Source organism: Enterobacter sp. MGH 37 (assembly GCF_000534515.1).
Classification (GTDB): Bacteria; Pseudomonadota; Gammaproteobacteria; order Enterobacterales; family Enterobacteriaceae; genus Enterobacter; species Enterobacter kobei.
Genome location: NZ_KI973205.1, coordinates 422,218 through 434,632, shown reverse-complemented (window position 1 = coordinate 434,632; position 12,415 = coordinate 422,218). Strand labels below are relative to the sequence as shown.

The 12,415-nt window shown below is 52.7% G+C and carries 12 protein-coding genes and 1 tRNA gene; all 13 read right to left on the bottom strand.

The features are described from left to right. Window positions 1-5: 5 nt before the first annotated feature. The 13 genes from L383_RS21590 to mngB all read right to left on the bottom strand — a co-directional run bounded on the left by L383_RS21590 (window position 6) and on the right by mngB (window position 12,412). Window positions 6-81, bottom strand: a tRNA-Lys gene (locus L383_RS21590). 161 nt (window positions 82-242) lie between these two features. Then, window positions 243-1,040 (bottom strand): cell division protein CpoB, encoded by a 798-nt coding sequence (gene cpoB / locus L383_RS21595; RefSeq protein ID WP_023332428.1) that lies wholly within the window; start codon window positions 1,038-1,040, stop codon window positions 243-245. Between the two features lie 9 nt (window positions 1,041-1,049). Further along, complete coding sequence (gene pal / locus L383_RS21600) at window positions 1,050-1,571, bottom strand: peptidoglycan-associated lipoprotein Pal (RefSeq protein ID WP_003858578.1); 522 nt, start codon at window positions 1,569-1,571, stop codon at window positions 1,050-1,052. 35 nt (window positions 1,572-1,606) lie between these two features. Then, on the bottom strand, window positions 1,607-2,899 hold the full coding sequence (gene tolB, locus L383_RS21605; protein ID WP_013097529.1) for a Tol-Pal system beta propeller repeat protein TolB: 1,293 nt from the start codon (window positions 2,897-2,899) through the stop codon (window positions 1,607-1,609). A gap of 130 nt (window positions 2,900-3,029) precedes the next feature. Next, window positions 3,030-4,265: a cell envelope integrity protein TolA gene (gene tolA, locus L383_RS21610; protein ID WP_023332427.1), complete on the bottom strand. Its 1,236-nt coding sequence runs from the start codon at window positions 4,263-4,265 to the stop codon at window positions 3,030-3,032. 28 nt (window positions 4,266-4,293) lie between these two features. Beyond that, window positions 4,294-4,722, bottom strand: a complete 429-nt coding sequence (gene tolR / locus L383_RS21615; protein WP_023332426.1) for a colicin uptake protein TolR — start codon at window positions 4,720-4,722, stop codon at window positions 4,294-4,296. A 3-nt stretch (window positions 4,723-4,725) separates the two neighbouring features. Continuing rightward, window positions 4,726-5,418 (bottom strand): Tol-Pal system protein TolQ, encoded by a 693-nt coding sequence (gene tolQ, locus L383_RS21620; protein WP_008501101.1) that lies wholly within the window; start codon window positions 5,416-5,418, stop codon window positions 4,726-4,728. Next, a complete protein-coding gene (gene ybgC, locus L383_RS21625; RefSeq protein ID WP_003858593.1) occupies window positions 5,415-5,819 on the bottom strand; it encodes a tol-pal system-associated acyl-CoA thioesterase in 405 nt (134 codons plus the stop codon). The genes tolQ and ybgC overlap by 4 nt, the downstream gene beginning before the upstream one ends. 148 nt (window positions 5,820-5,967) lie before the next feature. Continuing rightward, window positions 5,968-6,258, bottom strand: a complete 291-nt coding sequence (gene ybgE, locus L383_RS21630) for a cyd operon protein YbgE (protein WP_010428735.1) — start codon at window positions 6,256-6,258, stop codon at window positions 5,968-5,970. Continuing rightward, a complete protein-coding gene (gene cydX, locus L383_RS21635; RefSeq protein WP_003858598.1) occupies window positions 6,258-6,371 on the bottom strand; it encodes a cytochrome bd-I oxidase subunit CydX in 114 nt (37 codons plus the stop codon). Before cydX ends, ybgE begins: the two co-directional genes overlap by 1 nt. A gap of 14 nt (window positions 6,372-6,385) precedes the next feature. Next, window positions 6,386-7,525: a cytochrome d ubiquinol oxidase subunit II gene (gene cydB / locus L383_RS21640; RefSeq protein ID WP_023332425.1), complete on the bottom strand. Its 1,140-nt coding sequence runs from the start codon at window positions 7,523-7,525 to the stop codon at window positions 6,386-6,388. 15 nt (window positions 7,526-7,540) lie between these two features. Beyond that, window positions 7,541-9,109 carry a cytochrome ubiquinol oxidase subunit I gene (gene cydA, locus L383_RS21645; RefSeq protein WP_014883043.1) on the bottom strand — a complete coding sequence of 523 codons (1,569 nt, stop codon included), beginning with the start codon at window positions 9,107-9,109 and terminating at the stop codon, window positions 7,541-7,543. A 672-nt stretch (window positions 9,110-9,781) separates the two neighbouring features. Beyond that, the gene (gene mngB, locus L383_RS21650; RefSeq protein ID WP_023332424.1) at window positions 9,782-12,412 is read right to left on the bottom strand and encodes a mannosylglycerate hydrolase; all 2,631 of its coding nucleotides are present in this window, start codon (window positions 12,410-12,412) and stop codon (window positions 9,782-9,784) included. Window positions 12,413-12,415 lie beyond the last annotated feature (3 nt).

Genomic DNA, 12,415 nt, shown 5'->3' with positions numbered 1-12,415 from the left:
TTAAGTGGTGGGTCGTGCAGGATTCGAACCTGCGACCAATTGATTAAAAGTCAACTGCTCTACCAACTGAGCTAACGACCCACTTTTACGCTGTTTTCACGTTGTTTGATATCCCGTGGCAACGGCGGCATATATTACTGATTTAAGAATTCTGCGCAACAAAAATTTCGATGAAGATCACTTAACTGCTTACGAATCATGCTGCACGACCAGAAATAACGCGATTTCTGGTCATGCGATAATCACCCCATCGAATTCAGACGTTTTTGCGCCTGTTTGGCACCTTCGGTACCAGGGAATTTGGCGACCACCTGCTGATAAACCGCTTTGGCTTTCGCAGTGTCACCTTTGTCCTGCATGATCACGCCAACCTTATACATCGCATCTGGCGCTTTCGGCGATTTTGGGTAATTTTTCACCACGGAGGCAAAATAAAACGCCGCATCATCCTTTTTACCCTTGTTGTAATTCAACTGACCAAGCCAGTAATTGGCATTTGGCTGGTAGGTTGAATCAGGGTATTTCTTAACAAAGTTCTGAAACGCAGCAATCGCGTCGTCCTGACGAGATTGATCCTGCACGAGGGCAATGGCCGCATTGTAATCCGTATTCGCGTCACCGCTCTGTACAGGCGCGCCTGTGGAAGCGGAAGCATCCGCAGACGGCGCGGGCGCGGATGTCGCCGCTCCGCTCTGATCGCCTGCTGCGGGTTGTGCTGCTGCACCACCACCGCTGCTCAGGCTATCTATCTGCAACAAGATTTGCTTCTGACGTTCCACAACTTGGTTAAGCTGATACTGACTTTCCTGAATCTGACCGCGGAGTGAGTCAATATCGTTTTGGTTATCGGAAAGTTGTTGCTGGAGTTGGGTTAAAAGCTGACTGTGAGCGTTAGAAATACGCTCGAGTTGAGTGACCCGGTCTTCTACCGAGCCTGAGCCGACACTACTGATTGGTGCCTGAGCAAAAGCGGCCCAGGGGGCCGCTATTCCAACCAGTAACGACAGACTCAACAGATGATGTCTGAAGTTACTGCTCATGCCATTCTCTTAGTAAACCAGTACGGCACGACGGTTTTTGGAGTAAGCCGCTTCGTCGTGACCCAGTACTGCAGGTTTTTCTTTACCGTAAGAAACGATGGAGATCTGATCAGCAGAAACGCCTTTACCCTGCAGGTACATTTTAACAGCGTTAGCACGACGTTCACCCAGGGAGATGTTGTACTCTGGGGTACCACGTTCGTCCGCGTGACCTTCTACGGTGACTTTGTAAGATGGGTTGCTACGCAGGAAGTTAGCGTGAGCATCCAGCATCGCAGCGAAGTCAGAACGGATGTCGTATTTATCCAGATCGAAGTAAACGATGTTGTTCTGCTGCAGCTGCTGCATCTGAAGACGCGCCTGCTCTTCAGAAGACATGTTGCCATTGCCGTTCGCGTCCATACCGGTACCGGCACCCATCATGCCTTCGCCGCTCTGGTCATTGCTTGCGTTCTTGTTAGAAGAACACGCTGCGATTGCCATTACAGGCAGAGCGATCATCAGCCCCTTCAGCACTTTGTTCAGTTGCATTTCTATGATTCCTTTAGTAATCAATTAATTATTATTTACAGATACGGCGACCAGGCAGGTGATTTTACCTGTCCATCAGTGGCCGGAATACGCGCTTTGAAACGCCCATCTGTAGAAACCAGATTCAGCACAGATCCCATCCCCTGAGAAGAGCTGTAGATTACCATAGTGCCGTTAGGTGCCAGACTTGGCGTTTCATCCAGGAACGTTGACGACAGAACTTGAACGCCACCCGCTACCAGATCTTGTTTGGCAATGTGCTGCTGCCCACCGTTGGAGCTGACCATTACCATGAATTTACCGTCGCTGCTCACGTCTGCGTTCTGGTTCTGCGAACCTTCCCAGGTAATACGCTGCGGAGCACCGCCGTTGATGTTTACTTTATAGATTTGTGGACGGCCAGCCTGGTCAGAGGTAAACGCCAGGTTTTGACTGTCCGGGAACCATGAAGGTTCGGTGTTGTTGCTGCGACCATCGGTCACCTGGCGGATCTGGCCAGAGCCAATATCCATCACATACAGGTTCAGGCTACCGGTTTTAGACAGCGCAAAGGCCAGTTTAGAGCCGTCCGGAGAGAAGGAAGGCGCACCGTTGTGACGTGGGAACGACGCTACCTGACGCACAGCACCGTTAGCCAGCGTCTGGATAACCAGCGCAGAACGACCGCTCTCGAAAGTCACGTATGCCAGTTTAGAACCGTCCGGAGACCAGGCTGGAGACATCAGCGGCTGGGAAGAACGTTTCACCAGGAACTGGTTGTAGCCGTCGTAGTCAGAGACGCGCAGCTCATACGGGAACTGACCGCCGTTGGTCTGCACCACATAAGCAATACGGGTACGGAACGCACCTTTAATGCCGGTCAGTTTTTCGAATACCGCATCGCTGGCCGCGTGAGCCGCGTAGCGCAGGTACTGTTTAGTGACCTTGTAAGAGTTCTGTGCCAGAACGGTACCCGGTGCACCGCCGGTATCTACCAGCTGCCAGGCCACGTTGTAAGAGCCGTCCGGGTTAGGGGTAACCTGACCCACAACGACCGCATCAATACCCAGCGCAGACCATGCAGCAGGCTGTACTTCCTGTGCGCTGCCCGGCTGCTGAGGCAGACGAGAACGATCTAACGGGTTGAATTTACCGCTGTTACGCAGGTCAGCCGCCACGATGCCACCGGCATCTTCAGGTGCAGCGCCAGGACCGGCCCACTGGAACGGAACAACACCGATTGGGCGTGCCGAGTCCACCCCCTGGGTGATCTCGATACGTACTTCTGCGTGCAGCACAGCTGCCCACAGCATTAAAAAACTAAATGCTACACGTAATGCCTGCTTCATCATATCTCCCTTATCCGGGTAACCTTACCCACGATAATTTAGCAGAATGTTAACAAACTCAAATAGACAAAACTACACGATCCTGGCTATGACAATAGTCGGTTTTCTATACTTCCCAAAGGAAAGACGATCACAGCTTAAAGTCTAGTTTGGCATCTTTTATCTTATCGTAAACAGCCTCACTCGGCGGTTTAGGAATGTTCGCCGATCTTGCTGCGGCTAACGCTGCCTGACAAAGCGCAGGATCGCCCCCTTCAGAAGTGACGCTTTTCAACCGTCCATCTGGGGCAAGATTGATATGCAGCACGCACTGTTTGCCCTGATACAGGCCCGCATCAAACAGACGGCTTTGGATCGCCACCTGAATCTGCTTCGCATAAGCGCTGATATCTGCACCCGTTGCCCCGCCGTTGGCGCCGGAGGTCCCGCTGTCTTTAGACGGCTGACCGTTCCCTTTCGCCCCGCCACCCGCTTTTGGTGCGTTCTTACCTGAACTCAGGTCGCCCAGCAAATCGTCGACGCCGGCAGCCGCAGCCGCTTTATCTGCAGCGGCCTTTTTGGCAGCGGCTTTTTCAGCCGCAGCTTTCTTTTCGGCAGCCGCTTTTTTATCAGCAGCAGCTTTTTCAGCCGCAGCCGCTTTTTCAGCCGCGGCCTTCTCGGCAGCAGCCGCTTTCTTCGCAGCGTCAGCCGCTGCTTTCTTCTCTGCTTCCTGAGCGGCTTTCTTCGCCGCTTCGGCTTCAGCTTTCTTCTGAGCGTCAGCAGCCGCTTTCTTCGCCGCTTCGGCTTCGGCTTTCTTCTGAGCATCAGCAGCGGCTTTCTTCGCGGCTTCGGCTTCAGCTTTTTTCTGGGCATCGGCAGCCGCTTTCTTCGCTGCTTCAGCCGCTAATTTTGCCTGGGCATCAGCCTTCGCTTTGGCATCCGCTGCGGCTTTAGCGGCCGCTTCTTCCGCCTGCTTTTGCTGCTCCTGCGCTTTTTTCGCGGCCTCTTCAGCTTGCTTTTGCTGTTCCGCCTGCTCTTTCGCCGCTTCCTGCGCCTGCAAACGTTCTTTCTCAAGCTGCTTCAGACGTTCCTGCTCCGCGGCCTGCTTTTCACGCAGCTCTTCCGCTTGCTGTTGCGCCTGTTTTTCACGCTGTTCTTCAGCCCGTTTTGCACTCGCCTTCTGCTGCTGTTGGCGATTATAGTTTTGCACTACCGCACCGGGATCCACCATAACGGCATCGATGGAAGACCCTCCACCGCCGCCTGATGCATCAATATGCTCATCGAACGAACTCCAGATCAGCGCTGCAAAAAGAATCACGTGCAGTACTGCGGAGACGATTATCGCTCGCTTAAGCTTGTCGTTCTGTTCGGTTGCCTTTGACACTATCGGTTCCCAAAAACTACGCGGATGATCAAATAGGTTGAGTCATTAAGCCAACTGACTTAACACCCGCACTATGTAGCAAGTTCAGCGCTTTAATAATTTCATCGTAGGGTACGTCTTTCGCGCCACCGATTAAGAAGACCGTTTTCGGATTTGACTCCAGGCGACGCTGCGCCTCAGCTATCACCTGCTCCGGTGGAAGCTGATCCATACGATCTTTTTCTACCACCACGCTGTACTGCCCTACGCCGGAAACTTCAATGATGACCGGAGGATCGTCATTGGTGCTCACCGCCTGTGATTCTGACGCATCCGGCAGATCCACCTCCACGCTCTGGGTTATGATTGGCGCTGTTGCCATGAAGATCAGCAGCAGTACCAACAGGACGTCCAGCAGTGGAACGATATTGATTTCGGACTTGAGCTCGCGACGACCTCGTCCACGCGATCTGGCCATGGTTTACCCCTTGTTGCTCTCGGTGCTGGTAAACGCCTGACGGTGCAGAATCGCAGTGAACTCTTCCATAAAGTTGTCGTAGTTCAGTTCCAGTTTGTTCACGCGCTGGTTCAGGCGGTTGTAAGCCATTACCGCCGGGATTGCCGCAAACAGACCGATAGCGGTCGCAATCAGTGCTTCAGCGATACCCGGTGCAACCATCTGCAACGTCGCCTGCTTCACCGCACCCAGCGCGATAAAGGCGTGCATGATCCCCCATACTGTACCAAACAGGCCGATATACGGGCTGATGGAGCCGACAGTACCGAGGAAAGGAATGTGCGTTTCAAGATTTTCCAGCTCACGGTTCATGGAGATACGCATCGCACGAGAAGCGCCTTCCACAACCGCTTCCGGCGCATGGTTATTTGCGCGATGCAGGCGAGCAAACTCTTTGAAGCCGCTATAGAAAATTTGTTCGGAGCCGGTCAGGTTTTCACGGCGCCCCTGGCTCTCCTGATACAGGCGAGAAAGCTCAATACCCGACCAGAACTTATCTTCAAACGCTTCCGCTTCACGGCCAGCAGCATTGAGGATACGCGTTCTCTGGATGATGATGGCCCAGGATGCGATTGAAAAACCAATCAAAATCAACATGATAAGTTTAACCAGAAGGCTTGCCTTCAGGAACAAATCAAGGATATTCATGTCAGTCACTGCTTAAACTCCGCGACAATAGACTTAGGAAGCGCACGAGGCTTCATTATGGTTGGATCAACACAAACAATCAGTACTTCAGCTGAGTTCAGTACGGTGTTCTCTGCGTTGACTATCCGCTGCGTGAAAACCAGTGAGGTCCCGCGCATTGATGTAATTTCAGTTTGGACTTCGAGCATGTCGTCGAGTCTGGCAGGCGCAAAATACTCAAGCGTCATCTTGCGTACCACGAAGGCAACTCGCTCAGCCAACAGCACCTGTTGACTAAAGTGATGATGGCGCAGCATCTCTGTGCGTGCCCGTTCATAAAAAGCAACGTAGCTGGCGTGGTAAACCACACCACCGGCATCGGTATCTTCGTAATAGACACGAACCGGCCATCGAAACAGCGTTGTATTCACTTTACATCCCAGTAATACAAGAAAAGTTGGAGCTTTCAAACTTCGCTACTATACGCGCGGGAAAGATGGTTTGGAATGGGAGAAAGTAAACGGAGAGTAAATTTTTATGGGCTCGGGTAAGCCCATATCGTTATAGGACATTTCTTATTCAGAAGAAGAAGAAAATCAAACCGGCGAGGAGAACCAGATCGGCAATCAGCGGGCAGAAAATGCCCTGCCAGTGTACCGCTTTCGGACGAAAGCCCACGCCGTGGATCACCCCAGCACACACTGCCCACATAATGAGGAAGCCATGCCAGATTTCCAGTTCGCTGGTTTTTGCCGCGAAACGCGACGGGTCCCAGAAGATGCAGCCTGCCAGCAGTAATGCCATCACTAAAGAAAGCGCCCGTAACGGGCGCTTATCCATTACCGCGTAAAGCGTCGCGATAATATTCATCAGTGTTTTTCTTCACCCGCTTTCGTCGCTTCAACATGCTCAAGCGCCAGGGCGGTGATGACACCAAAAGCACAGGCAAGAAGCGTCCCTAAAATCCATGCGAAATACCACATATTCAGCTCCTTACTTAGTACATAGAGTGGGTGTTGCTTTCGATATGTTCTTTGGTGATACGACCGAACATTTTCCAGTAACACCAGATGGTGTAAGCCAGAACAATCGGAACGAACACGCAAGCAACGTAAGTCATTAAGTTCAGCGTCATATGGCTGGAGGTTGCATCCCACATGGTCAGGCTAGCATTCAGCATGGTGCTGGATGGCATGACGAATGGGAACATGGCAATACCCGCCGTCAGGATGATGCACGCCAGGGTCAGCGAGGAGAACAGGAACGCCAGCGCGCCTTTCTCCAGACGAGACGTCAGCATGGTCAGCAGCGGCAGCAGTACCCCCAGAGCCGGGATCGCCCACAGCGCAGGCATGTTATTAAAGTTCACCAGCCATGCGCCAGCCTGACGCGTCACTTCTTTGGTCAGCGGGTTAGACGGTGCCGTATGGTTGATCGCAGACGTCACGACATAACCATCAATACCGTACACCACCCATACGCCTGCCAGTGCGAAGCAAACCAGCGTCACCAGTGCAGCAACCTGAGCCGTCGCACGGGAACGCAGGTGCAGTTCACCCACAGTACGCATCTGCAGGTATGTTGCGCCCTGCGTGATGATCATCGCTACGCTCACCACACCCGCCAGCAGACCAAATGGATTCAGCAACTGGAAGAAGTTACCGGTGTAGTAAAGACGCATGTATTCGTCCAGGTGGAACGGTACACCCTGCAACAGGTTACCGAACGCCACGCCGATCACTAGCGGTGGAACGAAGCTACCAATGAAGATGCCCCAGTCCCACATGTTGCGCCAGCGGGTGTCTTCAATCTTGGAACGGTAGTCGAAACCGACCGGACGGAAGAATAAAGAGGCCAGCACCAGAATCATCGCCACATAGAAGCCGGAGAACGCAGCCGCGTAGACCATCGGCCAGGCAGCAAACAGCGCGCCGCCTGCGGTGATCAGCCACACCTGGTTACCGTCCCAGTGCGGGGCGATGGAGTTGATCATGATTCGACGCTCGGTGTCATTACGACCGAGGAAACGAGTGAGCATCCCCACCCCCATGTCGAAACCATCGGTGACAGCGAAACCGATCAGCAGAACGCCAATCAGCAGCCACCAGATAAAACGCAATACTTCATAATCGATCATTTGATGACTCCTGTCTTAGCGTGCCGGCTGAGTAGTCGCAGTGGACTGCTCGTAGTGATAGCGACCGGTTTTCAGGCTGCTTGGGCCAAGGCGCGCGAACTTGAACATCAGGAACAGTTCAGCCACCAGGAACAGGGTGTACAGACCGCAAATCAGCAGCATGGAGAAGATCAGGTCGCCTGCAGTCAGGGAAGAGTTCGCTACCGCCGTTGGCAGTACCTCACCAATGGCCCATGGCTGACGGCCATACTCCGCAACAAACCAGCCGGATTCGATAGCGATCCACGGCAGTGGAATACCGTACAGCGCCGTGCGCAGCAGCCATTTTTTCTCGCCGATGCGGTTACGAATGACGGACCAGAAGGAAGCCGCAATGATCAGCAGCATGATGATGCCGCAGCCCACCATGATACGGAATGCGAAGTACAGTGGCGCAACACGCGGAATGGAGTCTTTGGTCGCCATCTGGATCTGCGCTTCCGTCGCATCAGAAACGTTCGGGGTATAGCGTTTCAGCAGTAGACCGTAACCCAGATCTTTCTTCACGTCGTTGAACTGGTCACGTACCGCCTGATCGGTCGAACCGGCACGCAGCTGTTCCAGCAGCGAGTAGGCTTTCATACCGTTACGGATACGCTCTTCGTGCTGAACCATCAGCTCTTTCAGACCAGTGACCTGCTTATCAACAGAACGGGTGGCGATGATACCCAGCGCGTAAGGGATCTGAATCGCGAAGCGGTTTTCCTGCGCGTCCTGATCGGGAATACCGAACAGCGTAAAGGCAGCAGGCGCGGGTTGAGTTTCCCATTCAGCTTCGATTGCAGCCAGTTTGGTTTTCTGCACGTCACCCATTTCGTAACCGGATTCATCACCCAGAACGATAACAGAGAGGATGGCAGCCATACCGAAGCTTGCAGCGATAGCAAAGGAGCGCTTAGCAAAGGCGAAGTCACGACCGCGCAGCATGTAGTAAGAGCTGATGCCCAGAATGAACATCGCGCCGCACACGTAACCAGAAGCCACGGTGTGAACGAATTTCACCTGTGCAACCGGGTTCAGGACCAGCTCGGCAAAGCTGACCATCTCCATACGCATGGTCTCGAAGTTGAAATCAGACGCGATGGGGTTCTGCATCCAGCCGTTCGCCACCAGGATCCACAGCGCGGACAGGTTCGAACCTAATGCCACCAGCCAGGTGACGGCCATATGCTGAACTTTACCCAGACGGTCCCAGCCGAAGAAGAACAGACCTACAAAGGTGGATTCGAGGAAGAAGGCCATCAGACCTTCAATGGCCAGAGGCGCACCGAAGATGTCCCCTACATAGTGGGAATAATATGACCAGTTAGTCCCGAACTGGAACTCCATGGTCAGACCGGTGGCCACGCCCAGTGCGAAGTTGATACCAAACAACTTGCCCCAGAACTTGGTCATATCTTTATAAATCTGTTTGCCGGAGAGGACGTAAACCGTTTCCATAATGGCCAGCAGGAACGCCATACCGAGCGTCAGCGGCACAAACAGGAAGTGGTACATCGCGGTCAAGGCAAACTGTAAGCGCGACAGTTCGACTACGTCTAACATTATGACTCCTTGCTCATCGCATGAAGACTCCGAGAGTGAACCCCGTCAGAAGAGATCCACACGCATGCCCCAATACAAATTATTCGCATCCTGGTCGTCGTTATTACCCTGAAGAAGGATAAAAACGATGACGTCAGGTTACAAATAGGTTAATAAAAAACTCAAATTGATCCCGCAAATATAATACGCTGCAAAACCCTTACAATAAACAGGTTTTTATTGAATCACATTTACGTTTTTCGACGGCGATCAATTTATAGCAAAATTACCACTTTTCGGCCATTTTGATCGGGAACAATTTAGCGCTTTTCAACGCCTTTTTCCAAGGATTAAACATTGATTTAAATCAAAAACCAGCAGCAATGTTAATCATGTTTAATCGCGGTGAGAATGGTAAAAACCATGTTAACGATATGTACACGCAAGGATGTGATAGGTTATCGAAGAAGGAAAAAATATAAACAGAAGTGATTTTTATTAACGCGAGAGAAATTGTCCTTTTCAAGCGCGACCAACAATAAAGCGTAGTCGAGCCAGATTATTTTTCCATTGCTTTTCTGCAACCCTTAGAAATTACATTTAATTTACCTTTATCACCCCATAAGTTAACACCAGGGTGTGACTATTCAATGAAAAAAGGCCGCTAACGCTGCAGCCTTTTTATCACTGTTTTCAGCCGACAAGCACGCTAAAGGTGCGTGACTGTCCAGGCCTGAATACCCCGGCAATGCCCTCGCCTTCATGCTGCGCTAACACCTGTTCATTCATGTCCGTTTCGCAGCACCGTTTCACCGTCGGATTCACAGATAACGTCGCATCACATGCGCTGGACGCTGACGGGTTAAACAGACGAAGAATAAGCTCATCACGATCTTCCGCCTTTTTGAGAGCACTGAGCACACATCCCGTTGGCGAAAGCGCTAACAAACTGTAACTTTCCGGCGTGGTAAACGGTGCGCGATTCAGTTTCATGGCATCCCAGGGAATTTTGTTGTAGCACTGTACGGGCGTTAACCACGATTTAGCCTGCTGCGCGACACCCGCATTTTCCGGCGTACCGCTGAAACTGAAGAGACTAAAGCGACAGCTTAACGCGCCCCGAACCTGGGAGTCAGGAACGGGCAGTTTGATCCCTGATGGTCTGCCGGGACGCAACAGCAAATCTTCTTTGCCGAGTAGCCCCACGCCACGCAACAAGGTTACGGCAAAGGCTTTTTTATCCTCGCCCACCACTTCAAATTCGCGCAGTCCCTCGGTGAACAGCGCCAGCCCGTTTCGTTTCTCCTGCAGGACGGCGTAATTGAGTAAGTTCCAGACGGGAACCGGCGCTTCTTTCCAGCCCTCCTCCTGCCAGTTTTGCATGGCGGGATCCTGCGCAGCACGCGTGACCGTACCAAACTGCGTATCCGCTAACACCTCCTGGGCTGTAAACGGCGTTGGGATCAGCACGCGAACGCGGTGGTCGTCCGCCTGATTGTCCAGACGAATCGCCACATCAATGCGTCTGCTGTTGTGGCTAAGCGTGATTTCACACTCAGCGCTGAGAGAACCGTTCCTCTGACGCGCCGTGCGTTCGGCCAGATTAGCCGGAACAGCGATCCGATGACGGATCACCGCCCTGCTCTGCCAGCCTTCATGCGTCACCTCAACCTGATGCTCGCCCTGTGCTGAAGTGAGCCTCCACTCTTCCCGGGCAGGCGAGTAGTCGTACTCATCGCCATCATCCGAGCTCTCTTCGATTTCCAGCACGCGGTCATAAATCAGCCCGGTTTCTTTGTCACGCAGGCGCAGCGTGCCGTCTTCATTGAAATCAACCTGCCAGAACGCATTTTCAAGTAAGGATTCTGTGTTTTTCACCTCTGGGCGCTGCTTCCCGGCCACGTTCGGTTCGATAAACAACGTACGGTACCCCATCGACGGCAGTATCTGGCTGAGCTGAATATCAAACTCCATAAACGGTTCGTAATTGCCGTAATGGACAATCTGTCGGTCGATGAGACCGGGGTCGAGTTCGCGTGCGCTGCGAATGAAATACGGGATCTCGTTACCTTTATCATCCCGCAGACGGAACTGGCTGGCACGCAGTCGGATGGTGGTGTTCATCACCTCTTCACGCGGCCAGGGCATCAGGTTGAACATCACCAGCTTATCGGCATCGCTTTGCGGCATGTTGTCGACAATCTTGCGCATATAGAAACGCACCAGGTTGTCTGCCATGTCTTCAGCCAGTTCGAAGCGGGAGACAATCTCACGATGCACTTTGTCGCTGCAGCAGCAACCGATGCTGTCGTGAGCGTGGTTTTTGAGGATCTCTTTCCACATTTTCTCCAGCAGACCATGGTGGTAATCGAAGCCCAGCGTCCAGGCAAGGGTCGCCAGCGGCTCTAGGATATTGACAATTTTGTTCTCAATACGCGCATGGGCGATTTTGATGTCCATGCGCGTAGAGCCGATTGTCCGGTGAACGCGCATGTATTTCCCGTCGATAAACTCCCCTTTTACCGTCGCCAGTTCATCGCGGTGCGCATCGATGTGGTCAAATACCTCTTCGAACCGACTCATCACAAACTGACGCTGGGGATAGATTTCTCGCAGCTTGTCCATTACTGCAAAAATATTCTGCTGCAGCGGCATCTGATCGTGACCGTTGGGCAGCAAAATCTCTTTGGTGACAGAGGCGCTTTCCAGCACCTCGAGATAGCTGTCGAGCCGCTTTCGCAGCCCCGCTTCGTCCTCCGGTAAGTACTTACCAATCGCGTAGCCCAGCGGCAGTACCTGTGCCGTCACTTCGCTGCCGTCCTGGCTCTGCCAGAGAAATTCCGTTTTATCGGTTCCGTGTCGTTCCGAGCAGCCGCGCCAGAACATGGTCCGCGTTATGCCAAACCCGTTATAAATATGCGGAAGCTGACCGGACATACCAAATGAATCGGGCAGATAGCCGATTTTCATCGGCTCGCCGAACGCCATACAGTCGCGAATGCCATACATAAGGTTGCGGACGATCGACTCGCCGCTGACGAGGGTGGTATCAGTCTGGGTATACCAGGGGCCGATAATCAGTTTTCCGCGCTCGACCAGGGCCTTCACGCGCGCGCGGTTTTCAGGCACGACGGCAAAATAATCCTCCAGCACCGCCGTCTGCCCATCAAGGACGTAATATTTATACTCGTCATCCTGCTCCAGGCGGGTCAGGATCTCTTCCATATTATTGACCAGAAGAATACGTGACTCTTCGGTGGTGAAATACCACTCACGGTCCCAGTGCATATGCGGTGTGATATGAACGCGAGATACAGCTTTCATCTT

Coding starts and splice junctions, on each gene's coding strand:
- cpoB (WP_023332428.1), bottom strand. CDS start 1,040: ATGAGCAGTAACTTCAGACATCATCTGTTGAGTCTGTCGTTACTGGTT.
- pal (WP_003858578.1), bottom strand. CDS start 1,571: ATGCAACTGAACAAAGTGCTGAAGGGGCTGATGATCGCTCTGCCTGTA.
- tolB (WP_013097529.1), bottom strand. CDS start 2,899: ATGAAGCAGGCATTACGTGTAGCATTTAGTTTTTTAATGCTGTGGGCA.
- tolR (WP_023332426.1), bottom strand. CDS start 4,722: ATGGCCAGATCGCGTGGACGAGGTCGTCGCGAGCTCAAGTCCGAAATC.
- ybgE (WP_010428735.1), bottom strand. CDS start 6,258: ATGAATATTATCGCGACGCTTTACGCGGTAATGGATAAGCGCCCGTTA.
- cydX (WP_003858598.1), bottom strand. CDS start 6,371: ATGTGGTATTTCGCATGGATTTTAGGGACGCTTCTTGCCTGTGCTTTT.
- cydB (WP_023332425.1), bottom strand. CDS start 7,525: ATGATCGATTATGAAGTATTGCGTTTTATCTGGTGGCTGCTGATTGGC.
- cydA (WP_014883043.1), bottom strand. CDS start 9,109: ATGTTAGACGTAGTCGAACTGTCGCGCTTACAGTTTGCCTTGACCGCG.
- mngB (WP_023332424.1), bottom strand. CDS start 12,412: ATGAAAGCTGTATCTCGCGTTCATATCACACCGCATATGCACTGGGAC.